Source organism: Notoacmeibacter sp. MSK16QG-6 (assembly GCF_024158145.1).
Classification (GTDB): Bacteria; Pseudomonadota; Alphaproteobacteria; order Rhizobiales; family Rhizobiaceae; genus Notoacmeibacter.
The window spans coordinates 234,966-260,390 of sequence record NZ_JAMYXM010000002.1 but is presented as its reverse complement, the minus strand read 5'-3'; the positions used below and the strand labels follow the sequence as shown (position 1 = coordinate 260,390).

Genomic DNA, 25,425 nt, shown 5'->3' with positions numbered 1-25,425 from the left:
AGAGCCTTATTGGTGTTGATAGGTCGGGATGGCGGCATTGGCGACAAAAGCCGACAGGCGGTTATGCTGTGCCTCGCTTAGAGGCCAGGCGGCCGGCGGCCGGGCAGGGCCGCAATCATGACCGAGCAATGCGAGCGCCGCTTTCACACCGCTCACATTGGCCCCATTGCCCTCTTCGGCTCGCACCTCCTCGAACGGACGCATGAGCGCGATCATTTTCGCGGCTGCGTTGTAGTCGCCTTGTTCAAGTGCGTTGTGGATGGCGACAGAATGTTCTGGCCAGACATTGATCAGACCGGACGTGAACCCTCGCGCGCCGACTGCACAGAGTGGCGGCGCCCAGACCTCTGCCAGCCCACCGATCCATGCAACGCGGTCGCCGACCTGCTCAATGCAGGCGGCGAGTTTGAGTACGTTCGGTGTCGCCCATTTTACGCCGATTACGCCTTCGACCCCGCATAGCGCAGCGATTGTTTCGACGTCCAGCGCATCGTTGCGGTTATAAAGAAGAAGGGGCAAACCGTCCGCCGCCTCGGCGACCTCCGTGACATAGGCCAAAACACCGCGCGGTGAAACGAACGGGTCTGGCGGCGACTGGATCATGATGGCATCGGCTCCGGCTATCTTGCTGGCGCGCGCCAAGGCGGCAGCCTCTTTGCCGGAGCGACCGACGCCGGCAATCAGCGGCATGCGCCCGTCGATGATTTCGGCGCTGCCACGGATCATCCGTTCCGCCTCATCGTAGGTCAGGCAGTAAAATTCGCCGGTATTGCCGTTGGTCACCAGCGCGTGCACACCTGCCTCGACGCAGCGATCAACGATAGGCCGGAGGCGCGTTGGCGCGACCGTACCATCGCTGTCATAGGGCGTAACCAGAATGCCCGAAATACCGGTGAGAGCCGCACGCAGATCATTGTTACCTGCCATTGAATTTCTTCCCTTCCTTGCATCTTCCAGATGCGCCTGCCGCTTGGACAACAGTGCGGCCCAAATCGACCGTTACCGCCCATCCGCGCCCGTCAGCTGTTCGGTTTGACCTGGTCCCAGTACTGTGCGCTTACGATGACGCCGTTTGAGAGCTGTTCGGCCTTTCGTTTGAGCGCCGCTTCGCCCGGCAGGCGAACGGGCGCATCGGGGGATATCGGTTCGGCCGCGTGGCAAAGATCGCTCATATGTCCCATGACCCCGGCCATGCCATCGAGGCCGCCAAAAGCCTCGGGATCGATCACCTGCACAAAGACGGACGCGCCGAGATTTGGTGACGGCTCATTGCGTCCGGTGGCGGCCAGTCCAGCCGTCAACGCTTCGACCATCAGCGCCATGCCGAAGCCCTTGTGACCGGCCTCCAACCCGCCGAGCGGCAGGATTGTTTCGCTTTCGCCTGGATCGTCGGTTACCTGCCCGTCGGGGCGGATGACCCAAGGATGTGGAAGGCGTTTGTTTTCTCGCTTCGTGCGACGCACGAGGCTGTTGGATGTCACCGATGTCGAGATGTCGATCAGAACAGTCGTGTCGCCCGACGGATAGCCTATGGCCAGCGGGCTCGGAGAGATGACAGGCGCGCAACCGCCAAAAGGTGCGACCGTTGCTGCATGCGGCGCGGACGTTTGCAACAACAGTACCAGACCACGCTTGGCAACCGCTTCGAGATAAGCGGCAAGCGCCCCGATATGGAAACTGCGGCGCATTACAATTGTGCCCGTACCATAGTCCCGCGCCATCTCTTCTGCTCGGTCGATGGCTTTGAGCGTCAACCAGGCGCCGGCGATCCGATTGCCTTGCCAGAACTCGCTTGCACCTCGCTTTGAGAGCACCTCCGGCTCGCCCGATCTGGCCATTGAGCCATCTTCGATTGCATCGCAATAGGTCTGGACCATGGCCACGCCGTGCGTTCGATGCCCCAGCAGGTCAGCTTCCAGAAGGATTTGCGCGGTTGCCTCTGCCATTGAGTCTGCTAACCCGGCGGCCTCAAAACGCCGGACCATTGCCGCGCGCAACTCCTCAGGTGCGATGCGGAGCGTTGTTGCTGTCATGGGTACCTCTTTTTTGGCGAGTTAGGCGCGATCGGCTCAGTCGCGACCTTTCAATAGTTCGGCCATCATCTGGCGTTCTTCGGCGGTCAAATCGGTCAGTGGCGGACGCACGGGACCCGTATCGAAGCCACGTAAAGCCACGCCAGCTTTTATCGCCGAAACCGCATAGCCTTTCTTGCGGTCCCGGATCCTGGCAAAGGGGTAGTAGAAATCGCGCAGCAGCTGATCGCATGTTGCATCGTCCCCCGCCTGAAAGGCAGCGTGAAATTTTAGTGCGGTTTCCGGCACGAAGTTGAAGACGGCGGAGGAGTAGGTATCTACGCCGGCACCCCGGAAAGCTTGGGCGAACAATTCGTGCGTCGGCATCCCGCCGATATAGGCCAGGCGGTCGCCCATATTTACGGTGATGCGTTTGACGGTGTCGATGTCGCCGGTTCCGTCCTTGAAGCCGATCAGGTTCGGGCAATCGTCGGCGAGCCTTTTAAGCGTATCAGCCGAGACGACCGACTGACCCCGGTTGTAGACGATCACGCCCATCTTTGTGGACTTGCAGACCGTACGAATATGCGCCTCGATTCCGTCCTGCGGCGCGCCGATCAGATAGTGCGGTAGGAGCAGAATGCCGTCACCACCGGCGGCTTCGATTGCCTGCGCCATATCGCAGGCCAAACGACTGCCATAGCCACAGCCCGCAATCACGGGTTGATCTGTCTGAGCTTCACGCGCGATTTTGACGACTTCGACAACCTCTGCCGGCGTAAGCGAAAACAGTTCGCCCGTTCCGCCAGCTACAATGAGCCCAGCAACCTGGTGCGGCCGGAGCCATTCGAGATGTTCGGCAAAAGCTTTGGCATTGAACCGGTCTTCGGCATCGAACGGCGTGATCGGAAACGAGAGCAACCCTGATCGAATGATGCCTTTGAGATCGGTAGGCGCAATCATATTTCTTCCTTTTATTTCATCGGGTTAAAAATTGTTTGAGGTGAAAAGCGTGAACCGCCCAAGTGCGGTACGGCCTGTATCAGCCACCGCGCATACGTTTGTTGTAAATAATGGACGACCATAGGGAGAGGCCGATCAGACAGGCGCCGATCAGCCCCGTAAACATTTCGGGGAAGTGGACCATCGACTGCAGGTACATGATGACCGACAGAACGAGGATCGAATAAAAGGCGCCGTGTTCGAGATACCGGAATTCGGCCAACGTGCCTTCCATGACCAGCATGACCGTCATCGCCCGCACGTAGAATGCGCCGATGCCAAGACCGATAGCGATCAGGAAGAGGTTCTGCGTCAGGGCGAATGCACCGATCACACCGTCGAAACTGAACGAGGCATCCAGCACTTCAAGATAAAGAAAAGCGCCGAGCCCGCCGGTAGCCGCGACATTTCGGGCTTCCTCGGCCTGATCCAGTACGTGGCCCAACAGATCGACCGCTAGATAGGTGACCATGCCGCAAACTGCTGCAAACAGGAACTCCGCACCGGATGGTGCGGACAGGTTCGCGCTGAACAGTAGCGCAAGCAGCAGGACCGCCGCTATTTCGAGGCCGCGAATGGCCGCGAATGCGCTCAGGCGCTTCTCGACCGGTGCGATCCAGTGGATCTCCTTGTCATGGTCGATGAAGTAGCTAAGCGCCACCATCATCAGGAATGTCCCGCCGAAGGCTGAAATCGACAGATGCGCCTCGTCCATCACGCGCGCATACTCTTCCGGCTGAACTGCCGCGAGAACCATGGCCGCCCACGGGCCGATATTGCCGGCGATAGACACCACGGCGAGCGGAAAAACGATCCGCATACCGAACACCGCGATGATAATGCCCCATGTCAGGAAGCGGCGCTGCCAAACCGGGCTCATGGTTTTGAGCTTATTGGCATTGACGATGGCGTTGTCGAAGCTGAGCGAGATTTCCAGAACGGCGAGTACGGCGCCGATCGTCAGAAAGGTCAGAGCTCCGCCGAGATCGCCTGTGTAGTTCCAGCCTAACACGAATGCCATTACCAGTCCGATGGCCGTGAAGATGAGCGGCCAGAGAAGGTATTTCAGGGAGTTCTTCAGTCCGCCAGCCATCAGGCCCGCTCCGCGAAGACCGGGTTCAAAAGAGGCTGTCCGGCAAAATGGGCCGCAAGATTGTCGACTACTGTCTGCGCCATGGCATCGCGCGTTTCGACTGTCCCACTGGCGTGATGCGGATAGAGTGTGACATTGGGCAATGATGTAAGAGCGGGGTTCGGATCGGGTTCGTCGACGTAGACATCGAGACCGGCGCTTCCCAGCTTTCCGGTGCTGAGTGTCTCGATCAGCGCCTCTTCGTCAACCACGGAGCCTCGCGCGACATTGATAAGGGTGCCAGTCGGTCCAAGAGCTTCAAGGACGGTGCGGTCAATCATGTTGCGCGTTTCGTCGCCGCCCGGCACGATCGCCACCAGAATATCGGCCCAGCCAGCCAGCGACCGGACATCTTCAAAAAACCGGTACGGCACGTGTTTCGAGCTGCGCGCGATATAACCGATTTCAACGCCAAGCACCTCGAGCCGACGCGCGATCGCCTTGCCGATATTGCCAAGACCCACAATGCCGGCACGCTTGCCCGTCATTGAGGAAAGAAGCGGATACATTCCCTTTTTCGCCCAGTCGCCGGACCGTACATAGTCATGCGCTTGGACAAGCTCGCGCCGCGTCGCCAGCGTCAGCATCAGCGCTACATCCGCAACCTCATTCAAAAGCGCGTCGGAACTGTTCGTCAGCGCAATGCCACGTTCCTGAAGCGCGTCGATATCGATCTTTTCGAAACCGGCCGAAGAGCAGGCGACGATCCCGACATTGGGGAGATGCTCAAGCTGTTCTCTTGTCAGCTCAGCATGGCCGTTCGTCACGATAGCCTGACAGTGCGGTCCGTTTTGAGCCAAGAACGACGCTTTGTCCGTCGCCATATCGTAGCGGTGCAGCGTGTACTCCGATTCCAATTGCGCCATGGCCTTGGGCCGCGGCGGAACCATCACCAGCACGTCCCGTCTGCTCATATTGTCGTCTCCAGAAGTTCAGCGCGTGCACGGCGACGATCGGCCTGTATTTCCGGGTCCGGACTAAGGCCTGCGGCCATCAGGCCCTTCGTGTAATCTTCCTGCGGATCATCGAAAATCTGAGCCACTGGTCCCTGTTCAACAATTTTGCCGCCCTGCATCACGACGACGCGATGGGCGAAATCACGAACCAGCGGCAGATCGTGCGCAATGAAGAGATAGCTCACGTCAAGTTCCTCCTGCAGTTTGACCAGAAGATCGATCACCTGCGCCTGAATAGAGACGTCTAGCGCTGACACGGCTTCGTCGCAGATGATCAGCTTCGGTTCCATCGCGAGGGCGCGGGCAATCGCAATTCGCTGGCGCTGACCGCCGGAGAACTGATGCGGATGGCGATGCATATGCGACGCTTCCAGCCCAACAAGCTCCAGTAATTCGCGTACGCGATTTTTCCACTGCGGTTTCGGCAGGATGTCCGGGTGGATTTCGAAGGCTTCCGAAATAATCTGGAAGACCGACATGCGCGGGTTGAGCGACTGCGTTGGATCCTGAAATACCATCTGGATATCACGGCGCAGCGCGAACAACTCATCGGATGGCATCGTTACCAGATCACGGCCGAGATAGAGAGCGGAGCCTGAGCTTGCATCTTCCAGCCTAAGAAGGGTCTTGGCCAACGTCGATTTCCCCGAGCCGCTTTCACCGACGATCGCGACCGTTTCGCCCGGCAGGACCGTAAGGCTCGCATCGTCGACCGCGACGAAACCCCCGAAATGCTTGGTCAAGCCGTTGATTTGGAGGATGGGTTCGATGCCGGTAGCAAGCGGGTCGGTCATCTTGCCGGTGCCCGGAACGGCCGAAATCAGCTTTTTTGTGTAGGGGTGCTTCGGAGTGTGGTAGACCTCATTGGCGGTGCCGGTTTCGACAATTTCGCCGGAATTCATAACCACTACACGGTCTGCTGCTTCGGCGACCACGCCGAGATCATGCGTGATCAGCAGCATGCCCATTCCGGTCTCTTCCTGTAGCTCTTCGAGCAACGACAGAACCTGCGCCTGGACCGTCACATCGAGCGCGGTCGTTGGTTCGTCGGCGATAAGAATGTCTGGCTTGAGCGCCAGCGCCATTGCAATCATCAGGCGCTGACGCTGGCCGCCCGAAAACTGGTGCGGATAGGAATCGATCTTGTTTTCGGCGTCGGGAATTTTGACGCGCTTCATCAATTCGAGCGTGCGTGTGCGCGCCTTCTCCGCAGGCATGCCATGGGCAGTCATGATCTCTGCGATCTGCCAGCCAACCGTATAGACCGGATTCAGATGGCTGAGGGGGTCCTGAAAGATCATAGCGATCCTGGAGCCATTGATCTTGCGGCGCTCCGAAGAGCTCATCTCAAGCAGGTCGCGGCCGTCGAATAGCACCTTGCCGCTGGTGATTTCCCCAGGCGGCATGTCGATCAGATTCATAATCGCCGAGGCGGATACCGATTTGCCAGATCCGCTTTCGCCGAGAATGGCCAGCGTCTCGCCCTTATCGAGATGCCATGAGACATTGCGCACGGCATGGACCGTACCCTGCGCGGTGTGGAAATCCACCGACAGATTGCGCACCTCGATCAGATGGTCAGCCATTTTTCTTCACCGCGATTTCGAGGCGCCAACGCTGGACTGGATCGAGCGCCGTGCGCAGCCAGTTGGCAAGAAGGTTGAGCGAAAGGGTCGTCAGGATGATCGCGAGGCCCGGCCAGAATGACAGCCACCAGGCGGTCGTCAGATAGGCACGCCCCTGACTGACCATCAGTCCCCAAGTAATCTCAGGCGGCTGAATGCCGATACCCAGAAACGAGAGCGCGCTCTCCACCAGCACGACTAGCGCGAAATCAAGTGTCGCGATCGTGACGAGGGTCGGCAAGATCACCGGCAGAAGATGTCGGAAGATAATCCGACCGGAGCTTGCGCCCATTACCTTCGCTGCCTGCACGAACATCCGTTCACGGACTTCCAGCACTTCGGCGCGGCTGGTTCGCAGATAGACCGGTATACGGGTGATCGCCAGTACGATGATGAGATTGAACACCGAAGGCGGCAGCATGTAGAGGACGATCACTGCGAGCAGAAGCGAGGGGAACGACATGATAACGTCCGCCAGTCGCATTATGACCTGACTTGCCATCCGGGACGTGTATCCCGCGATCATTCCCAGTGTCGTACCGATAGCGAGCGAGCACAGGACCGCGCCCACCGCCACCGCCATTGTGTTCTGGGCGGCGACTATGATCCTCGCCAGAAGCGGCCGGCCCAGCGCGTCGCCGCCAAGCCAGAGATACCAAGGCTGCGAAAAGTCGAAGGGCGGTGCGTTGCGGCCGCGCAAATTCGTTTTGGTCGCTACACCCTCAAGTAAGGCCGGGCCAAACAGGGCCGAGAGCAGCACAATCAGAAGAAAGACCGCTGCAGCCAGGGCAAACTTGTCGCGCCAGAGCATCCGCAGGGTCTGTGCGACCGGATGTGGGGCATCGGCTACGATTGCCGTCTTTTGTTCTGCCATTTCCATGAGATCAGTACCGGATGCGTGGATCGAGCACTGCGTAGAGAAGGTCGATCATGATGTTCAGGATGAAGATTGCGAATGCCGTGACCATGATCGCCGCGAGGATGACATTGAAATCGCGTTGCAGGATCGAGTCGATCATCAGTTTGCCGACACCGGGGAAGCCGAAAATCGTCTCCACAATCACTGCCCCGTTCAAAATCGCGGCCGTCTGATCACCGATGACCGTGATGACCGGCAGCAACGCATTGCGCAACGCGTGCACAAAGATGATCGGTCGATTTTCGACGCCCTTGGCACGGGCCGTTTTGACATAGGCTGAATTCAGCGCCGTGATCATGGAGCCGCGGACGACCTGCAGGATCAGACCAAATGGGCGGATGAAGAGAACGGCGACAGGCATGATCCAGTGCCAAACCGAGCCGGTCCCTGACGTCGGCAGCCAGCCCAGCCCCACGGAAAAAACCACAATAGCGATGATCGCTATCCAGAAGTCCGGCGCGCTGGCGCCCATGAGCGAGAAGAATGTCGCCACCCTGTCGAAAAATCCGCCGACGTGAAACGCCGCGAGCGAACCGAGTGTGATAGCCGCCAATGTCACGAGCGCCATGGTGACGGTTGCCAACTGAAGCGTCCATGCAAAGCCACGTAGAACCGGATCGATGGCTGGCTCCGCACGGCGGACGCTTTCGCCGAAATTCAGCTGCACGAGATCGGTCACATAGCGGAAGAACTGCGAGACAAGCGGCTGGTCCAAACCGTGTACACGGCGATAATTGTCGCGGGCTTCCTGAGTGGCCGTCTCTGGCAGGAACAGATCTGTCGGATCGCCCGTCAGACGGCTGAGGAAAAACACCAGGATGATGAGGCAGATCAGCGAGATGGCGCTGGCGACCGCACGTTTCCAGAGAAATTTTTTCATGTTGTTCTGCCTTGGCGAAAGCCAAAGGGCGACGCACGGTCGCGCCGCCCCTCTGGGAGTTCGATCAGTTAAACTTGATCTGGCCGAGCTGAAGCTCCGAATTGGTCTTGATCGTTGGTTCGAAATCAAGACGCGGGTTCACCCGGCTGAACCCGACCATGTGCCAAAGCATCACATCGGCAGCGATTTCGTGAGTATAGGCAAATGTTTCACTCCATTTTGCCGCGCGCTCATCGCCGCTTAACGCTGTCGCTTCCTCGATCATCGTGTCCAACTTCTCATCGCAGGTCGCTGACTGGGCGCCTTCGCAATCATATTTGAAGAACATGGAAAAGACCGGGTCGCCATTGGCGTTGTCGTGCATTGCCTGCACGATCTCCGGCCCGCGATCTTCAGCGAAGGGCCGTACGAGATGTTCGACCCAGTCGCCGACTTCCTGCATCTGCAACTCGATATTGAAGCCGGCGTCCTGCCACATCGACAGAAGCGCTTCCATCGTTTCCTGAACGGCGGAGAAGTTGCCGATACGGCCGACTACGGTGATCTTGGTGTCGACCGGAACGCCGTCCGCCTTCGCTTCGGCCAGAAGGGCCTTGGCTTTTTCCAGATCGAAGGGGTAGGGCTCGACCTCGTCATTGTAGCCGATCGTCGATGGCGGGGTGATACCCTTTGCGATGATCGTGCCATCGGCGAGGATGGTGCCCAGAAAAGCCTCTTTGTCGACCGCATAATTCAAGGCCTGGCGAACGCGGACATCGTCAAGCGGCGGGATCGAATGATCGAGCCGCATATAGACCGTCTCAGAGTTAGGATAGGAGAAATCCATATCCGTTGTCGCGTCCTGCAGGGCGATGTTCGGCGCAATATCGGCTTCGCCGGTCTTGACCATTGCAGCACGCACGGAGGCATCGCTGCGGAACAGATAGGTCGCGCCCGTCACGCTCGGAGCTTCGCCCCAGTAATCGGGGTTGGCGCTCAGTTTTATCCTCTGGCCGCGTACATATTCGTCCCAGACATAAGGGCCGGTCCCGATCGGAACGTCAACATAGGCATCCATAGGCGCCTCGGACGGCGCGATGGTAATGGTCGAGGCCAAAAGCGGCATAATTGGTTGGACCGGGTCCGGGGTGATGTCGATGGTGTTCTCATCGACAACGTTCGTTTTCAGCTCGATACCACCGAAATACTTGTTGCCAATTTCGCAGATCAGGTCCGGATTCGTCATGCGGGCAATCGAATGTGCGACATCCTCAGCATCGAACGCAGTGCCGTCCGAGAATTTGACTCCTTCGCGGAGATGAAAGCGCCAGGTGCCCTTTTCGGTCTCTTCCCAACTCGTCGCCAGACGGGGCTCGACGCCGGTGCCCGGCACCAGTTCGGTCAGCGTTTCCGAAACATTCTGCAATATTACCCGCCCAATGTTGGAGCGTGAAGCTTCACATGGGTCGACATTGTCGAGCTCCTCCGCCAATACGACTGTTACCTCTTGCGCCATCGCATGACCGGCCACTGCCGATACCATGAAAGCCGCTGCTATTCGGCCCAATTTGTAAGCCATGTTTCTCCTCCCATAGCATCCTGGCCGACCTTGGCGATCCGATCCTCCATGATCGTCACGTCGCTGCGTCGGCAGGTGTCGTTCAGACTACGAAAGGGAATGCGGGCATGTAAATTTCATAATTAGATTGTTTCGATACATATTTTAAATCAAAGAAGGCCTGATGGGCTGGATTAATAGCCATTTGGGAAAACCGTTTGATTTTGGTGAAAGCAAGCGAATATGAGCTTGGGCCAGCGACCTTGATCTGGCCGCTGCACAAAGTTGGATCGTCGAAAATCAGTTGAGCCGGGAACGGTGTGGACAGGCCAGTTGGCTGGTCGTCTCCGCGCCTGACAGGGTCCAGGAGACCGCAATGCCATCCGAACGCGATCAGACGGGAAGTTTCGACCGGTCCGCTCTTATAGGCGCAATTCTGATGATGCTGGTCTCGGCGCTGATGGCGGTGGATTCGGTTCTGGTCCGTCTCGTTTCGGATACCGTGCACCCCTTCATGATCGGGTTTACTCGCGCACTGTTCGGGCTGATCGCCGTCGCTCCCTGGCTGCTTGGCCGACCGGGTATCCTGCGCAGTCATTACCGGTTTCGTCATTTCTTCCGCGCAGCGTTAAAGCTCGCTTCGCTCGTCGCATTCTTCTACGGTTTTGCGCTTGCAACGCTTGCCGATGTCACTGCCATTGCGTTTACCTCGCCATTCTTCGTAACGCTTGGCGCATGGATGTTTCTCGGTGAAACGCTTAGGCCAGCGAGGCTTCTCGCCATTTTCTTCGGCTTTGCCGGCGTCCTGGTCATCCTGATGCCGGGCCATGAGCAGGAGTTATCGGAAGGGCTGCTCTTTGCCCTGCTCGGCGCGGTGCTGACAGCCGCAATTCAACTGATCCTCAAACCGATGACAGCGCGCGACTCCAGCGAGACGCTGGTCGCCTGGAACCTTATTCTGATGGTTCCTATTGCTGCGGTTCCGGCTCTTTTCGTCTGGACCACCCCGAGTCCGACCGAGTGGATAATTCTGGCAATCCAGGGCGTCATCGGCGCTGCGTCCATGACACTCGCGACAAAGGCGTTTTCCCTTGCCGAGGCGTCGCTGATCACGCCTTTCGACTTTTTGCGACTGCCCTTTGTCGCCGTACTTGGATACTTACTCTTGGCTGAGACGGTGCCGCAAACCACGTGGATCGGCGGTATCGTCATCTTCGTCTCTACATTTCTGATGGCTCGCACAACGCGGCGCAGGGAACATAACCTGACCTAGCAAAGCAACCGGTATAGAAGGACTTTGCAAGCGTTCAGGCCGGCTCAGGCCGGAACGTGAGACAGCGCCATTAAAATCGTCTCGCGCACCTTGCGGTTCAGTGGCGTAGTGCGGTTGCGGGCGACATTGAGATAGATCGTTGAGTGAAATTGGTCCGGAAGATCGATAGTTCGATAGCTCAACCGGTTCATCTGCATTGCCATCGCCGATTTCGGCACAAGTGCGACGCCAAGCCCGATATTAACAAGGGATAGCACCGTATGAGTGTGGCTTACTTCCTGAACGATATTGGGCTGAACGCCGATAGCGGCAAAAAGAGCGGTATGGATCTCCCGCAGAAAGCCGCCGCGACCGGATGAATAGCCGATAAAGTTTTCGTCATCGAGGGAGATCGCCGATGCCGGACCCGGCCGATCCAGCCGATGGCCAAGCGGCAGTGCCAACACGAAAGGCTCACGAATGACCCGTGTGCTGTTGATCTCTCGTGCCGGACCGGAAGAGCGCGTTAGTCCCAGGTCCAGACCGCCGACCTTAAGCGCTTCGGTAATCTCATAGCTCATCATCTCGATCGGCGTGAAGCGCACGGCCGGTAATTCGCGTTTCAGCGCCGAGACAATCCGGGGCACGAAGTCTAAGGCGGCCGATGGCACGAACCCCATCGTTATCGCTCCGGCTTCGCCGCGTTCGGCCTGCCGAGCGCTTAATATGGCGACCTCGGCGCGCTCCAGCAGATCGATTGCTGACAGGCGAAACATGACACCGGCGGAGGTTAGCCTCACTGTCCGATTGTCCCGGTCGAGCAATGCCAGCCCGATACCTTCCTCAAGCAGCTTGATCTGACGCGACAAGGGAGGTTGCGTCATGTTTAGCCGCTCGGCAGCGCGCCGGAAATTGAGTTCCTCCGCAACCGTGACGAAGCAGCGAAGTTGAAAAAGTTCAAACGGCGTCTTTGCCACGACAGCTCACAATCCAGATCGAGTATGTCAGAAATTATATCACGGCAATGCAAAAGTGAAATGGACAATCAGCCTGTCATCAATATCCTTCCGCGTAGTGGTTCTACGTCGGCCAAGCTGTATCCGAGCAGCTTGAGAGACGTTGGTAACAGAGGGGAGGCAAAGCGAACATGGATTTACACACAGAGCAGTCACATGTCTGAGCGGACAATCATTGTTACTGGAGCATCGTCCGGAATTGGCCGGGCGACAGCTCGGCGCTTTCTTCAGGCGGGTTGGCAAGTCGGGCTTATAGGGCGCCGCCCGGATGCATTGGCTGAGACAGCGGGCGATGCCAAACACGCACTTCTGTTGCCTTGTGACGTGACCGATCCAGACGCCGTTCAGTCTGCCTTCACGAGCGCACGCGAAAAATGGCGTCATATCGATATTCTATTCAACAATGCGGGCCAAGGGCTCAAATCCGTACTCATCGATGAGATGAGCGTCGACGACTGGCATCGCGTTACGGATGTCAATATCACGGGCGCGTTTCTGTGCGCCCGGGCCGCTTTTGCGGCGATGAGGGGGCAAACCCCCCAAGGCGGGCGTATCATCAATAACGGATCGGTTTCGGCCCATGTCCCGCGACCCGGTTCTATCGCCTACACCGCTTCCAAACACGCGATTACAGGCATGACACGCTCGATCTCACTCGATGGTCGTCCGTTCAACATCGCCTGCGGTCAAATAGATATCGGTAACGCTTTGACCGAAATGTCAGCGAGTCAGACAAATGGCGTGCCACAGGCTGATGGATCGACAAGGGTCGAGCCAACGATCGATGTGTCTCACATTGCGGATGCGGTACTGAACATGGCAACGCTGCCGCTATCGGCCAATATTCAGTTCATGACGATCATGGCGACGAACATGCCCTTTATCGGTCGGGGATGATTGCCAACGGCTAAGGACGCGGCCCGATCGGGTAGGGGTAGCCGCAACCCGTTTCCGGTTGTCTGATTAGTGAGCGGTGCCGGCTGCGAAACCGGCACCGTTCTCATTTTCACTTCAGATCGTCTGGCAACAGGTCATCTGGCATGTTCTGGTAACAGACGGGACGTAGGAAGCGCCTTATCGCGAGCGTACCGACGGAAGTCGCACCGAAATTGGTCGACGCCGGGTAGGGGCCTCCATGAACCATGGAATCGCAAACCTCGACGCCGGTTGGAAAGCCGTTCGCTAATACTCTGCCCGCTTTGCGCTCGAGTATCGGCATCAGGCGCTGCGCCAGTTCGGTGTCGCCGTCATCCATCTGCAACGTGGCCGTCAGTTGGCCCTCGAAACCGCGCGCCAACGTTTCCATCTCATCGGCGCCGGAGACCCGCACAACGAGCCCCAGCGGACCGAACACCTCTTCTCCCAAAGCATGGTCCTGAAGATAAGCCGCGGCATCTGTCTGGTAGAGGTTTGGGGCAGCGCTGCGCCCCTCGCTATCGGTAACCAGAACCGCCTCCACCGCGTTGCGATTGTCGAATCGCGTTTTGCCATCACGGTAGGCGCTGGCGATGCCGTCGGTCAGCATGCACTGCGTCTGCACGTCTTTTAGCGCTTCTGCAGCCGCCGTCACGAAAGCATCGCCATCCGGGCCCGTGTTCACCACTGCTATGCCTGGATTGGTACAGAACTGACCAGCGCCCATCGTCAGAGAGGCTGCCCAGCCTTCACCGACCTTCGCGCCACGATTTTTGGCCGCCTCGGGCAGGACAAACATCGGATTGACCGAACCCAGTTCGCCGAAAAACGGAATCGGCTCGGGCCGTGCCGCACACAAATCGTAGAGCGCTCGCCCGCCACCGAGCGAGCCGGTAAATCCTACTGCCTTGATTAGCGGATGCTGTACCAGCGCCGTGCCGACATGGCGGTCGCCGCCCTGGATAAGAGAAAACACACCAGGATGCAGGCCGCATTTATCGATCGCGGCGTGAATGGCTTCGGCAACGATTTCGCCGGTGCCGGGATGGGCTGAATGGCCTTTCACCACGACGGTACAACCCGCCGCTAGAGCTGAGGCCGTGTCACCTCCAGCAGTCGAAAAGGCAAGAGGGAAATTCGAGGCGCCGAAAACGGCAACGGGACCGATAGGACGCTGCACCATCTTAAGGTCTGGACGCGGCATCGGCTGACGATCCGGCATTGCCTCATCATGCCGGCGGTCGAGGTAATCACCCTTTATGATATGTTCGGCAAAGAGACGGAGCTGGCCTGTTGTGCGACCTCTTTCTCCCTGCAGGCGCGCTTCAGGCAGACCGGTCTCCTGCGTACCAATTTCCGTAATGGCGTCCGCGCGCGTATCGATCTCGTCAGCGATGGCGTTGAGGAACGCAGCCCGGTCCGCCCGCGACGAATAGCCGTAGGACAGAAACGCGTCCTCTGCAGCCTGGCACGCCCGATCAACCAGATCCGGTGTGCCAGTGCTGAACGCATGGGCCGGGCCGTGAGCCGGTTCGGAAGTGAAAGTCGTTTGCCCGGCAACCCAGTCGCCGGCAATCAGATGTTTGCCGTGAGGGGTGAAGCCCATAGGTCTCTCCTTACTTGGTTTTCTTCGCCATCCATGCGTCGAAATTTCTCTGGTTTTCTTCTTTCGTGCACGGATAAAGGCCAATGATGGATGTGCCGCTCAGCACTTCCTCAAGCACGAAAGCCTCGAAGTCCTCCATACCGGAACAGACCTCAGCGATTTCCTCGGCGAGGTGGGCAGGAATGACCATGACACCGTCGCCATCGCCCACCAGAACGTCTCCGGGAAAAACCGCGACCTCGCCGCAGGCAATGGGCACATTGATGTCGAGCGCTTCGTGCTTTGTCAGGTTCGTCGGCGCGGATGGGCCGGCGCAATAAGCCGGCATGGGCAGTTCCCCGATGCCTTCATAGTCGCGAAAGCCGCCATCGGATACCACGCCCGCGCAGCCGCGGACGCTCATACGGGTCACAAGGATCGACCCGGCAGTCGCCGCGCTGGCGTCGCCCCTTCCGTCCATCACGAGAATTTGGCCTGGCGGGCAGGTTTCGACCGCGACACGCTGGGGGTGCTCCGCATCGCGAAAGACGTCAAGCTGGTTTCGATCTTCGCGCGCGGGAATGTAGCGCAGCGTAAAAGCCTGGCCGACCATGTTTTCCGGCTTTCTGGAAACCGGTCTGACACCTTGGATAAACTGGTTGCGCAGTCCACGCTTGTAGAGCTGCGTCGCAATCGAGGCGGTTGAGATACGCTTGTATTTGGCGCGCGTCTCGTCAGGAAGCACATAGTCGGTCATGATTACCTCAGAAGATATCGGGCTCGCCGGCGGTCTTGCCGAAGTCCGATTGCAGGAAGTCGAAGTCGCAGCCCTGGTCGGCTTGCGCGACGTGTTTAGAGAACATCCAGCCCCAGCCGCGCTCATAGCGTGGCTCTGGCGGAGTCCATGCTTGACGCCGCTCCCTCAGTTCCTCATCGGAAACCAGCATGTCGAGCGTGCGATTGGGTAGATTCAGCCTCACGGTATCCCCGGTTTTCAGGAGAGCCAGCGGGCCGCCGACATAGCTCTCAGGGGAAACGTGCAGAACGCAGGCGCCATATGAGGTGCCGGACATCCGCGCGTCGGAAATCCGCAGCATGTCGCGATGGCCCTGCTTGATCAGGGCTTTGGGGATCGGCAGCATTCCCCATTCGGGAAATCCGGGACCGCCGATCGGCCCCGCATTGCGCAACACCATGACATGATCGGGCGTCACTTCAGCGTCTTTGTCGTCTACGAAGGCTTTCATTTCGGGGTAACTGTCGAAGACGACTGCCGGACCTTCATGCACATGATATTTCGGGTCACACGCGGCCGGCTTGATAACAGCTCCGGTGGGGCAAAGATTGCCTTTCAGCACCGCAAGCGAGCCTTCTTGATAGACGGGATTTGAAAGCGGGCGGATGACATCGTCATTATAAACCTCCGCTCCCTGGAGATTTTCGCCGATCGTTTGGCCATTGACCGTCAGGCAGGAGGTGTCCAGCCGATCTTCGATCTGCTTCATTAAGGCGCGAAGTCCGCCGGCATAATAAAAATCCTCCATCAGATAGTCTTTGCCCGATGGTCGCACATTGGCGATGAGCGGCGTCGTTCGACCCAATTCGTCCAACTCCTCCAATTGCATCGGGACGCCAGCGCGGCGCGCCATGGCGATCAAATGCACAACGGCATTGGTCGAACAGCCGGTCGCCATGGCCACAATTGCAGCGTTGCGGCAAGCGCCGGCTGTTACGATTTTATCGGGCGTCAAGTCTTCCCAGACCATTGCCACAATACGCCGTCCGCATTCGGCGGCCATTCGCTGGTGATTGGCATCGACGGCGGGGATTGAGGACGCACCCGTCATGGTCAGGCCCATCGCGTCGGCGATGGCTGTCATCGTGGACGCCGTGCCCATCGTCATGCATGTGCCGGCCGATCGTGCAATACCGCCTTGCACGCCGATCCATTCTTCGTCGCTGATATTGCCTGCGCGTCGTTCATCCCAGTATTTCCAGGCGTCGGAACCCGAGCCGAGAATTTTTCCGGCGTAATTGCCGCGCAGCATGGGGCCTGCCGGCAGATATATCATTGGAACACCGGCGCTGATGGCGCCCATCACAAGGCCCGGCGTTGTTTTGTCGCACCCACCCATAAGGACAACACCGTCCAGCGGATGGCACCGGATCATCTCTTCCGTCTCCATGGCAAGCATGTTGCGATAGAGCATGGAAGTCGGCTTGATGTAGCTCTCATCGACCGAAAGCGCGGGCATTTCTACAGCAAAGCCGCCGGCCTGCAGTACCCCCCGTTTCACATCCTGGACGCGGTCCTTGAAATGAGCGTGGCAGGTGTTGAGTTCAGACCAGGTGTTAAGAACCCCAATAACGGGCTTGTCGCGGAAATCCTCCTCGGCATAGCCGAGTTGCATCATGCGTGATCGATGGCCGAATGATCGAAGGTCGTCAGGCGCGTACCAGCGTGCGGATCGGAGATCCTTGGGGGTCTTGCGAGTCATGTCATCTTTCCGGCCAGTGCGAATATGACCAGCGCACATTTTGTTTGTCGGAGAGTTGGATCACCGGTGTCAGTCGACGAACCGGCGATTGTAAATGCCCAGTTGAAAGCGATGGACCGGATTACGGGCGCGTCCCATTCATTTCCTCCCCCACAAACGCGTTAAAACACTTTCTTGGCTAGGTGAAATATTGATATATCAGTATGGCCAGTTCAAGGTTGCCTGGAAAATTTTTTGGTGACGACCACTCGCCCTGGTCTCTGCCCGATGTCCTGAGTAGGAGAGCCATGCCTGACAACACGGTTTTCGATCCGTCTTCTCGGCCAACTGCCCTAGCCGATCCCCCGCGCAAAATGCGTCGTTATCTCGCGCTGAAGGATTTCGAACGGGCGGCCCACCGCAAATTGCCGAAGCCGATATTCGGCTATATTTCGGGAGCCGCTGAAACGAAGGCATCTCTCTCCGGCAATCGCGACGCTCTTGCGGAAATCGACTTCGTGCCGAGGGTGCTGCGTGATGTTTCGCAGCGACGTCTCGATGTCGAACTGCTCGGAGAGACTTATGCTGCTCCGTTCGGCATTGCGCCGATGGGCGTTTCTGCCCTGACAGGATATCGTGGTGACTTGGCGCTGGCCGAAGCGGCCCACGCCGCGCATATCCCGATGGCGATAAGCGCAGCTTCGCTTATTCGGCTGGAGGAGATTGCAGAGGCAGCGCCAAGCGTCTGGTATCAGGCCTATCTACCGCCCGAAACGGATGCGATCGCAGCGCTGGTCGAGCGCGTCAAAGCAACGGCGATAGAAACATTTATCATCACGGTGGATACCGCAGTCGTTCCCAGTCGCGAAAACAATGTTCGCGACGGTTTCAAAACACCGTTGCGGCCCAATCTGAAGCTCGCATGGGACGGGATCACGCACCCCCGCTGGGCGATCGGAACGTTTCTGCGAACGTTTGTCCGGCATGGTATGCCTTATTTCGAGAATGCCGAGGCGCAACGCGGTGCGCCGCTTCTCTCCAGCCGCGCGGTGCGCGATTTTTCAGGCCGAGAAAAGCTGAGCTGGACGCAGATCGAACAGGTGCGGCGGCAGTGGCCGGGCAAGCTGATCCTTAAGGGGATACTTCATCCCGAGGATGCGCGGCGCGCGAAAAAATCGGGCATTGACGGCATCATCGTTTCCAATCACGGCGGCCGTCAGCTCGATCACGCCATCGCGCCCATACGCGTCCTGCCTGCCATCGTTGCGGAAACGCCTGACCTTCCGGTGATGATCGATGGCGGGTTCTGGCGCGGCACCGATATTCTGAAGGCGATGGGTCTCGGCGCGTCGTTGGTTTTTGTCGGACGACCTTTCAATTACGCCTCTGCGGTGGCGGGCCGGATAGGTGTGGAGCACGCCATAGGATTGCTCAAGGGCGAACTCAGGGCAGATCTCGGTATGCTGGGCCTCAATGCCGTGTCCGAAATGGATGGCGCGGTTCTCTCGCGGTTGCGCTTCCGCGCCCTAGGCAAAGATGACAGTCAAATCGTCTAACCGGTGGAAACCTCGCAGAAGCCGAACCCCTGATAGTCAGGTTAGCACACGGTCTTGAGGGCAGGGTTCTCAAGTCGTCAGCCGGTTGTCAGACCATGGTCTTGAGCGTTTGTCTTCGTCTCTTGTCATAGCCTGATCGACATTTCGGACTCCGCGGAACTGACGTGCACTGACTGCACCGAATTTCCCTTAGAGGTCGGACGGCTTGTCAGTTGTATGTGATGTTGGGCCACCAATTTGCCAGAATATGCCGCTTTGCACTGTATGACCTAACACGTTCAGCGGGTCTTCTGCAGGCCAGAGCAAGTGTCGCAAACGTGCCTTCGATGCTCTTGCCGCTGCGGCGTTGCAATAAGGCGGTTGTGTTCAGCGCGTTTCTTCGCGAACTGTCAGCCAGCGCATCTCGGTAAATTCGTCGATCGCCGAGCTGCCGCCAAACCGACCGTAGCCGCTTTCCTTGACACCGCCGAACGGCATGTGCGGCTCGTCGTGCACTGTCGGACCATTAATATGACAGATGCCGCTCTCGACACGACGTGCAACGCGCATGGCGCGCGAGGTATCGCGCCCGAATACAGCTGCCGCCAAGCCATATTCGGTATCGTTGGCGATGCGGATGGCTTCGTTGATCGTCTCGAAGCGGATGACGGACAGAAGCGGCCCAAAGCTCTCCTCGGCATAGAGGCGCATGGGAACCATCACGCCGTCGATCAGAGTCGGCGGGAAATACATGCCCTGCGAAGCACCGCCTGCCAGTACGCGGGCGCCGAGACTCCGGGCATCGTCGACAAGCTCCGACATCCTTCGCGCTGCGGCCCGATCGATCAACGGGCCAGGTCTCAGAATGCCGGGACAGTCAGCACCATCCGCCAGCGCCTTGACCTTGGGTGTCAGTCGCTCCAGCAACTCGTCGGCAATCCTTGCATCGACCAGAAGCCGCTCCGTTCCCATGCAGATCTGGCCGCGATTGGTGAAGGCGCCGAAAAGGGCTCCTTCAATCACTGCGTCCAGATCGGCATCGTCAAGAACGATAAGCGGCGCTTTGCCGCCGAGTTCTAGAAGTGGCCGCTTCAAATATTTGGCGGCGATCTCAGCGACGATCCTTCCCACTCTTGTCGATCCCGTGAAATTCACCCGTCGCACGGCCTGCTGAGAAACAATCGTTTCGAGAATGGTCTCCGCATCTTCCGGCGCGTGCGAGATCACGTTCAGCGCGCCCGTTGGCAAGCCAGCCTCGCAAATAACGGATGCAGCCAAGCGATGGGTCGCGGGACAGATTTCCGAACTCTTCAGCACGAGCGTGTTGCCGCAGGCCAGCGGTGTCGCGATCGACCGAACGCTCAAGATGATCGGCGCATTCCAGGGCGCAATGGAAAGGACCACCCCCGCCGGTTGCCGCACCGCCATGGCTGTCGTTGCCGGGCGGTCGGATGCGAGCATTTCGCCAGCTACTTGTGTGGTGATGGCCGCCGCTTCCATCAGCATGTCGGCTGCCAGCTCGACATTGTGGGCCGCCCATTCGGGCGCCGCTCCCGTTTCATCGCACATGATCGCTATGAATTCCTCGCGCCGTGCGCGAATGGCTTCGGCCGCCCTCAGAAGAATTCGACGGCGTGCACGGGGACCGCTCTGCGACCATTCGGGAAAGGCTGCGGCCGCTGCATCGACCGCGGCAATGGCGTCGTCCGGCGTTGCCGCCGCAGCCTCCGTGACGACTCGGTCATCGAGAGGGCCGACCCGGCAGAAGGTTTCGCCATCAGAGGCCCAGCGATCTTCGCCCGCGATCAGCAATGATACGGATCGTGCACCCTCATTTTGCCTAGCGGCGGCGGTCAATGAACAGCATCCTCCAGTCCGCCGAGGAACGCCCGACTGACATCGGGGTCGCCCTGAAGATCGGCGGCGGCAGCTTCGCGGACAATGCGTCCGGCCGTCAACAAATATCCACGATCGGCGAGCTTCAGGCCGGCGCGGACATTCTGCTCGACGACCAGCATGGACGTGCCGGCCTGCCGGACCCGTTCCAGATCCCCAAAGAGCTGCTGGGTGACGATCGGCGCGAGCCCAAGGCTCGGTTCGTCAAGCATCAAAAGCTTCGGAGCGCTCATCACAGCCCGGCCGATTGCGACCATCTGCTGTTCACCGCCGCTCATCGTTCCCGCAAGCTGATCGAGCCGCTCCGCCAGCCGCGGAAAAAGCGTCAGAACGCGCTCCATCGTCGAACCGGCATTTTCCCTTGCCCGCTTCGGGTAGCCACCAAGCTTGAGATTGTCCCGAACGCTCAGGCCGGGGAAGATGCCTCTTCCTTCCGGTACCAGCGCAATGCCGGCTTCGACACGATCATGCGATGGTTGGTCGTCGATCTCTTCGCCCAGAAACCGGATACTGCCGGAAAAAGGCGAGACGCGGCCCGCAATGGCGTTCATCAGCGATGTCTTGCCAGCGCCATTGGCGCCGAGGATGACGACGGTCTCACCCTCGGCAACATTGATCGAGACCTCGTGCAGCGCTTCGTGCCGACCATAGCGCACTGCGAGACCCTTCACCTCAAGCATGGACATCACCCAAATAGGCTTCGATCACTGCCGCGTCGGCCAGAACGTCCGCTGTCGGTCCTTCTGCTAGAAGGGTACCGGCCTTCATCACAACCGAACGCGAACAGAGCGCCCTTACAGCGTCCATAATGTGCTCGACCAGCAAGACGGTCGTTCCGCCGTCGACGATCCGGCGAACCAGTGCGATGCCTTCGCGCATCTCCGTCGGGTTCAGTCCTGACAGCCATTCGTCCAGGAGAAGAAGTCGGGGCCGGCCCGCCAAAGCACGCGCCATTTCGAGACGCTTCTGGTCCAGATAGGTCAAATCGGCGGCCCGGACGCCGCTTCGAAGACCGACCAGACCAAGCAGGCGGTCAGCCTCCCGCTCCGCTTCTCCGCCCCAAAGATCGGCACGGCCAAATGCCAAAGCCGCCACGACGTTTTCGCGAAGCGAAAGCGACGGCAGGATTCGTACAAGCTGGAATGTCCGGGAAATACCGATATTGGCGATGTCATGCGGCCGGTCACCATCAATCCGTTCCCCATCGAAAAAGATGGACCCGGCGCTCGGATCAAGCGCCCCGGATATCATGTTGAGCACGGTTGTCTTGCCTGAGCCGTTGGGACCGAGCAAAGCAACTGTCTCGCCCTCGCTCACCTCAAAGCTCATTCCATCGACTGCCGTCAGGCCGCCAAATCGTTTTGTCAGACCATCGACGGTCAAAAGCGCGCTCATGCCGCTTCCTCCGGCTGCACAACGGACGCGCTACGTTCGCGCCAGCGGCGGATCAGACCGGTTACGCCCTGCGGCAAAGCATAGACGATCACGATAAAGACGGCGCCGAGAAGAATGGAGTAGGCATTTGGGTAACTGGCCGATAGCCATTCGAAGAGAAGGAACAGCGGAATGGCGCCGAGCGTCGGTCCGATAAGGCTTCGCGCCCCGCCCAGAAGCGCCATGATGACCGGCAGGAACGACAGGGTCGGATTGAAGACGATCGCCGGCTCCACATAGACGTAGCGCGGCGCCTGGATCGCACCTGCCAGCGTCAGCAGCGTCGCGCTGACGCCAAAGAGAAGAACCTTCACCCGTGCGATGTTGATGCCACAATGGGCAGCGACGACTTCATCATCGCCGATGACACGAAGCGCCAGCCCCGTTTTGCTGCGACGGATCAGCCAGCCGACAACGAGCGTCAGCGCAGCCAGACCCAGAAGCTGCCAGGCGATGTGACGAGGCTCGATTGGCAGAAAGATATAGCGGCCAAGTGTGCCGGTAATGTTCACCTCGAACCAGGTGATCATCTGACGGACCATCTCCGATAGGCCGAAGGTGAAGATGACGAAATAAATCCCGGCGAGGCGGAGTGTCGCAAGGCCGATGGAAAGCGAGACAAGCGCGCCGATGATCGCGGCGGCTATCAGGATCAGCGGATAGGGGACGCTTTCGTTCAGGACGGCGACAGTGTAGGCGCCCACCCCGAAGAAAGCGGCCGTCGCGAGCGAGATATAGCCTGTCGGACCGGAAAAAAGCGCCCATGCGGTGGCAAGGATAACCGCATTGAGCAACCCAATCATGATGCCGATTCCGTAGTCGTCGAGGTAGGATGGCAAAAACGCCAGGCACCCTGCCACTGCAATCACGGCAATGGGAAAAAGGAAAGCCCTGCTCATCATCCGGCCGCCTTTCCGAAAAGGCCGTTGGGCCGGATCAGCAGGACCAGCAGGAAAATGCCATAGGTCGCGGCGAGCGTCAGGCCGGGATCGATGAAGGCCGCGACGAAGGTCTCGGTGATTCCGAGCGCAAACCCTGCCATCAGCGCCCCGGGGAGATTGCCGACGCCGCCCATGATGACGATGACGAGTGCTTTCAGCGTCAATGCCGTGCCGCTGGTCGCCGTGAAGGTCTGGATCATCGAAAAGGCGACGCCGCCAGCGGCTGCCATTGCTCCGCCGAGAGCAAAGGCGTACGCGGCGACCTGTTCGACATTGATGCCGACAAGCGGCGCGGACTCGGGCCGGTTTGCGACGGCCTGAAGCGCCAGGCCAAGCCTTGTCCGGGTCACGACCAGATAGAGACCAAGGGCAAGCAGGATGGCCAGCGCCAAGGCAAGAAGCCTGTTGGTCGCGATCCGTACGCCGAACAGATCCACCGCGTTGTCGAGCCATGAATAGCCGAAAATATTGCCGCCGAAGATCAGCAGCATGACGCCCTGCATTACAAAGAGCAGGCCAAAGGTCGCGAGGATCGAATCTATCTCGAGCGCCGCGCGGTTTTCCGCCCTGCGGACAAGTGGCCGAAGTACAAAGAGGTACAATAGGTAGGAGAAGACGAAGCCAAGCGGGACGATGAGCAGCATGGCGATCGGGGGCAGCACCGAATAGCTGGTGAAACCGAGCATCGTCAGGAAAGCCGCGGCGATCAGCAGATCGCCGTAGGCCAGGTTCATGATCCGGCTGATGCCGTATTGCAGCGTCAGACCGAGCGCGACGAGCGCGTAAGTTCCGCCGAGCACCAGGCCGAAGAGTAAGGTGGAAAAAAACATGGTCTTCAGCAGATACCCGCCGGAACTCTTGTACTACTGCTTCCAGTCGGGCTTCGGAATAATCGGTTCCGACGCACCCTCATTTTCAGCGGGCGCGATGGCTGCGAACTTGCCATCCTGCCATTGCCCGACCCACCAAAGCTGACGCAACTGATTATCCTCCAGCTTGGTCTCACCAAGGATCGTCTCGAACGTACCTGTCGAGAGTTCTTCGGCGACCGCCTCACGATCGACGCCGACGCGCTCGATCGCCTGCTGGAGCATCTGCAGCGAGGCATAGGTGATGGCGCTGGCCCAGCTGTCTGGCGGCTGACCTGCCGAGTCGGTGTGGCGCTGGAAGTAGTCGGCGATTTTTGGATCGGACGCATTCACACCGCCGATACCCATCACCCCGGTGATATCGGTTCCCGCCACTTTCTCATAGATCGGAAAGGCCGTGCCGACACCGACGTAGAAGATGGCGGGATTGAAGGCGGCGACCTGAGCCGCCTTGGTCATGCCGAACGTATCCGGCGGGTAGGAGAAGGCGACGAAACCATCCGCTTCCGAGCCCTTTGCATCGTTGATCAGCGTCGCGAAATCGCTCGTCCCGAGCGGATAGGTCTTGTCGAGAACCACTTCCAGACCTGCCTCTTCAAAAGCCGGACGCGCGGCGTTGATGAGGTCGATACCAAAACCGTCGGCAACGGAAACGACTGCGATTTTTCCTTCGACCTTGCCTGCAGCCTTCGCATCGCCGATCACTTTGGCCAAAGCCTCGGCATAGTCCTTTCCGCCACCCAGAAACCAGAAGCTCTTTTTCCAGCGCTTGGCGAATTCGGGAGCCTTGTCGGTCACCGACGTCACCGCAAGCTGCGGATATCCAAGCCGGTCCATGAGAGGGGCGATCGCCAGATTGAAGCCGGTGCCCCACGGCGGCAAGATGAAATCGACATTGTCCTGCGTGGCAAGGCGCTCGACCGCGCGTACCACCTCGTCGGAAGCGGAACGGTCGTCATATTCGATGACCTCGATCTTGCGCTGGCTGCCGTCCGGCATCTTCAGGCCGCCAGCCTCGTTCACGTCCTTTACCCACAGTTCGTAATTGGGAATGGTAGTGACACCCGCGCCTGCGGCACTGGGTCCGGTTTTGGAGACGGCGTAGCCAATCTTTACCGGCTGTGAATCCTGGGCTGTTGCGTGTCCGCCAAGACTTGCGGTCACGCTTGCGGCAAGCGCCCACTGCAAGACGTGCCTTCGCATGAATTTCCTCATTGCAATCCTCCCTGTGATGGCGCGGGGTCTGCCATCCTCTGCAAAGACCCGCTACAGGCTCATTCGAGCTGTTGCCGAAACAGTAGGCTATTGAAAACCCGTTTGAAGTGGTTTTTGTAGGGTAGAATTGTAAATTTGACGGATGAGGGTCGCATCGACGCCATGGTTATCTCCACCATTCAAAGCGAGCGTCTCGAAGTATGGCCTATACGGTCAAGTCTGTCAGA

At 58.9% G+C, this 25,425-nt stretch carries 22 protein-coding genes; 3 read left to right on the top strand and 19 right to left on the bottom strand.

The features are described from left to right. Positions 1–6 precede the first annotated feature (6 nt). The 9 genes from NIM86_RS08990 to NIM86_RS08950 form a co-directional block, all read right to left on the bottom strand. Positions 7–927, bottom strand: a complete 921-nt coding sequence (locus tag NIM86_RS08990) for a dihydrodipicolinate synthase family protein (RefSeq protein WP_253381242.1) — start codon at positions 925–927, stop codon at positions 7–9. Positions 928–1,019: 92 nt separating this feature from the next. Continuing rightward, complete coding sequence (locus NIM86_RS08985) at positions 1,020–2,033, bottom strand: Ldh family oxidoreductase (RefSeq protein WP_253381240.1); 1,014 nt, start codon at positions 2,031–2,033, stop codon at positions 1,020–1,022. A gap of 36 nt (positions 2,034–2,069) precedes the next feature. Then, the gene (kdgD, locus tag NIM86_RS08980) at positions 2,070–2,975 is read right to left on the bottom strand and encodes a 5-dehydro-4-deoxyglucarate dehydratase (protein WP_253381238.1); all 906 of its coding nucleotides are present in this window, start codon (positions 2,973–2,975) and stop codon (positions 2,070–2,072) included. A gap of 79 nt (positions 2,976–3,054) precedes the next feature. After that, complete coding sequence (locus tag NIM86_RS08975) at positions 3,055–4,107, bottom strand: DUF475 domain-containing protein (protein WP_253381237.1); 1,053 nt, start codon at positions 4,105–4,107, stop codon at positions 3,055–3,057. Further along, positions 4,107–5,060 (bottom strand): 2-hydroxyacid dehydrogenase, encoded by a 954-nt coding sequence (locus NIM86_RS08970; protein WP_253381235.1) that lies wholly within the window; start codon positions 5,058–5,060, stop codon positions 4,107–4,109. The genes NIM86_RS08975 and NIM86_RS08970 overlap by 1 nt, the downstream gene beginning before the upstream one ends. Further along, a complete protein-coding gene (locus NIM86_RS08965) occupies positions 5,057–6,688 on the bottom strand; it encodes an ABC transporter ATP-binding protein (RefSeq protein ID WP_253381233.1) in 1,632 nt (543 codons plus the stop codon). Before NIM86_RS08965 ends, NIM86_RS08970 begins: the two co-directional genes overlap by 4 nt. Continuing rightward, a complete protein-coding gene (locus tag NIM86_RS08960; protein ID WP_371872867.1) occupies positions 6,681–7,601 on the bottom strand; it encodes an ABC transporter permease in 921 nt (306 codons plus the stop codon). Before NIM86_RS08960 ends, NIM86_RS08965 begins: the two co-directional genes overlap by 8 nt. Positions 7,602–7,611: 10 nt before the next feature. Then, on the bottom strand, positions 7,612–8,526 hold the full coding sequence (locus tag NIM86_RS08955; protein ID WP_253381230.1) for an ABC transporter permease: 915 nt from the start codon (positions 8,524–8,526) through the stop codon (positions 7,612–7,614). 64 nt (positions 8,527–8,590) lie between these two features. Continuing rightward, complete coding sequence (locus tag NIM86_RS08950) at positions 8,591–10,084, bottom strand: ABC transporter substrate-binding protein (RefSeq protein ID WP_253381227.1); 1,494 nt, start codon at positions 10,082–10,084, stop codon at positions 8,591–8,593. 355 nt (positions 10,085–10,439) lie between these two features. Between NIM86_RS08950 and NIM86_RS08945 the strand changes: the two genes are divergently transcribed. After that, positions 10,440–11,336, top strand: coding sequence for a DMT family transporter (locus tag NIM86_RS08945; protein WP_253381225.1), 897 nt, complete (start codon positions 10,440–10,442; stop codon positions 11,334–11,336). A 44-nt stretch (positions 11,337–11,380) separates the two neighbouring features. Here the strand turns inward: NIM86_RS08945 and NIM86_RS08940 are convergent, their stop codons facing one another. Then, entirely contained in the window at positions 11,381–12,292 is a 912-nt protein-coding gene (locus NIM86_RS08940; protein ID WP_253381223.1) for a LysR substrate-binding domain-containing protein, read from the bottom strand. Between the two features lie 195 nt (positions 12,293–12,487). Here NIM86_RS08940 and NIM86_RS08935 point away from each other — a divergent pair, with 195 nt between their 5' ends. Next, positions 12,488–13,228: an SDR family oxidoreductase gene (locus NIM86_RS08935; RefSeq protein WP_253381221.1), complete on the top strand. Its 741-nt coding sequence runs from the start codon at positions 12,488–12,490 to the stop codon at positions 13,226–13,228. Between the two features lie 109 nt (positions 13,229–13,337). Here NIM86_RS08935 and NIM86_RS08930 read toward each other — a convergent pair whose 3' ends face one another. The 3 genes from NIM86_RS08930 to araD are packed head-to-tail and all read right to left on the bottom strand — an operon-like array spanning position 13,338 to position 17,329. Continuing rightward, positions 13,338–14,852 (bottom strand): aldehyde dehydrogenase (NADP(+)), encoded by a 1,515-nt coding sequence (locus tag NIM86_RS08930; RefSeq protein ID WP_253381219.1) that lies wholly within the window; start codon positions 14,850–14,852, stop codon positions 13,338–13,340. 10 nt (positions 14,853–14,862) lie between these two features. Beyond that, positions 14,863–15,588, bottom strand: a complete 726-nt coding sequence (locus NIM86_RS08925) for a ribonuclease activity regulator RraA (RefSeq protein ID WP_253381217.1) — start codon at positions 15,586–15,588, stop codon at positions 14,863–14,865. 7 nt (positions 15,589–15,595) lie between these two features. Next, positions 15,596–17,329 (bottom strand): L-arabinonate dehydratase, encoded by a 1,734-nt coding sequence (gene araD, locus NIM86_RS08920; RefSeq protein ID WP_253381215.1) that lies wholly within the window; start codon positions 17,327–17,329, stop codon positions 15,596–15,598. A 287-nt stretch (positions 17,330–17,616) separates the two neighbouring features. Between araD and NIM86_RS08915 the strand changes: the two genes are divergently transcribed. Next, entirely contained in the window at positions 17,617–18,864 is a 1,248-nt protein-coding gene (locus NIM86_RS08915; RefSeq protein WP_371872866.1) for an alpha-hydroxy-acid oxidizing protein, read from the top strand. 366 nt (positions 18,865–19,230) lie between these two features. On the opposite strand, the gene NIM86_RS08910 is transcribed toward NIM86_RS08915, so the two are convergent. From NIM86_RS08910 to NIM86_RS08885, 6 genes are read right to left on the bottom strand one after another with little or no spacing between them, the layout of a single operon-like run. Next, a complete protein-coding gene (locus NIM86_RS08910; protein WP_253381213.1) occupies positions 19,231–20,700 on the bottom strand; it encodes an aldehyde dehydrogenase in 1,470 nt (489 codons plus the stop codon). Then, positions 20,697–21,419, bottom strand: a complete 723-nt coding sequence (locus NIM86_RS08905) for an ABC transporter ATP-binding protein (RefSeq protein ID WP_253381211.1) — start codon at positions 21,417–21,419, stop codon at positions 20,697–20,699. The genes NIM86_RS08910 and NIM86_RS08905 overlap by 4 nt, the downstream gene beginning before the upstream one ends. Continuing rightward, positions 21,412–22,134: an ABC transporter ATP-binding protein gene (locus NIM86_RS08900; protein WP_253381210.1), complete on the bottom strand. Its 723-nt coding sequence runs from the start codon at positions 22,132–22,134 to the stop codon at positions 21,412–21,414. The genes NIM86_RS08905 and NIM86_RS08900 overlap by 8 nt, the downstream gene beginning before the upstream one ends. Further along, a complete protein-coding gene (locus NIM86_RS08895) occupies positions 22,131–23,072 on the bottom strand; it encodes a branched-chain amino acid ABC transporter permease (RefSeq protein WP_253381989.1) in 942 nt (313 codons plus the stop codon). Before NIM86_RS08895 ends, NIM86_RS08900 begins: the two co-directional genes overlap by 4 nt. Then, positions 23,072–23,944, bottom strand: a complete 873-nt coding sequence (locus NIM86_RS08890; protein ID WP_253381208.1) for a branched-chain amino acid ABC transporter permease — start codon at positions 23,942–23,944, stop codon at positions 23,072–23,074. The genes NIM86_RS08895 and NIM86_RS08890 overlap by 1 nt, the downstream gene beginning before the upstream one ends. A 33-nt stretch (positions 23,945–23,977) precedes the next feature. Continuing rightward, entirely contained in the window at positions 23,978–25,198 is a 1,221-nt protein-coding gene (locus tag NIM86_RS08885; protein WP_371872865.1) for an amino acid ABC transporter substrate-binding protein, read from the bottom strand. Between the last annotated feature and the right edge of the window lie 227 nt (positions 25,199–25,425).

Coding starts and splice junctions, on each gene's coding strand:
- NIM86_RS08990 (WP_253381242.1), bottom strand. CDS start 927: ATGGCAGGTAACAATGATCTGCGTGCGGCTCTCACCGGTATTTCGGGC.
- NIM86_RS08985 (WP_253381240.1), bottom strand. CDS start 2,033: ATGACAGCAACAACGCTCCGCATCGCACCTGAGGAGTTGCGCGCGGCA.
- kdgD (WP_253381238.1), bottom strand. CDS start 2,975: ATGATTGCGCCTACCGATCTCAAAGGCATCATTCGATCAGGGTTGCTC.
- NIM86_RS08975 (WP_253381237.1), bottom strand. CDS start 4,107: ATGGCTGGCGGACTGAAGAACTCCCTGAAATACCTTCTCTGGCCGCTC.
- NIM86_RS08970 (WP_253381235.1), bottom strand. CDS start 5,060: ATGAGCAGACGGGACGTGCTGGTGATGGTTCCGCCGCGGCCCAAGGCC.
- NIM86_RS08965 (WP_253381233.1), bottom strand. CDS start 6,688: ATGGCTGACCATCTGATCGAGGTGCGCAATCTGTCGGTGGATTTCCAC.
- NIM86_RS08960 (WP_371872867.1), bottom strand. CDS start 7,601: ATGGCAGAACAAAAGACGGCAATCGTAGCCGATGCCCCACATCCGGTC.
- NIM86_RS08955 (WP_253381230.1), bottom strand. CDS start 8,526: ATGAAAAAATTTCTCTGGAAACGTGCGGTCGCCAGCGCCATCTCGCTG.
- NIM86_RS08950 (WP_253381227.1), bottom strand. CDS start 10,084: ATGGCTTACAAATTGGGCCGAATAGCAGCGGCTTTCATGGTATCGGCA.
- NIM86_RS08945 (WP_253381225.1), top strand. CDS start 10,440: ATGCCATCCGAACGCGATCAGACGGGAAGTTTCGACCGGTCCGCTCTT.
- NIM86_RS08935 (WP_253381221.1), top strand. CDS start 12,488: ATGTCTGAGCGGACAATCATTGTTACTGGAGCATCGTCCGGAATTGGC.
- NIM86_RS08930 (WP_253381219.1), bottom strand. CDS start 14,852: ATGGGCTTCACCCCTCACGGCAAACATCTGATTGCCGGCGACTGGGTT.
- NIM86_RS08925 (WP_253381217.1), bottom strand. CDS start 15,588: ATGACCGACTATGTGCTTCCTGACGAGACGCGCGCCAAATACAAGCGT.
- araD (WP_253381215.1), bottom strand. CDS start 17,329: ATGACTCGCAAGACCCCCAAGGATCTCCGATCCGCACGCTGGTACGCG.
- NIM86_RS08915 (WP_371872866.1), top strand. CDS start 17,617: ATGCCTGACAACACGGTTTTCGATCCGTCTTCTCGGCCAACTGCCCTA.
- NIM86_RS08905 (WP_253381211.1), bottom strand. CDS start 21,419: ATGCTTGAGGTGAAGGGTCTCGCAGTGCGCTATGGTCGGCACGAAGCG.
- NIM86_RS08900 (WP_253381210.1), bottom strand. CDS start 22,134: ATGAGCGCGCTTTTGACCGTCGATGGTCTGACAAAACGATTTGGCGGC.
- NIM86_RS08895 (WP_253381989.1), bottom strand. CDS start 23,072: ATGAGCAGGGCTTTCCTTTTTCCCATTGCCGTGATTGCAGTGGCAGGG.
- NIM86_RS08890 (WP_253381208.1), bottom strand. CDS start 23,944: ATGTTTTTTTCCACCTTACTCTTCGGCCTGGTGCTCGGCGGAACTTAC.
- NIM86_RS08885 (WP_371872865.1), bottom strand. CDS start 25,198: ATGAGGAAATTCATGCGAAGGCACGTCTTGCAGTGGGCGCTTGCCGCA.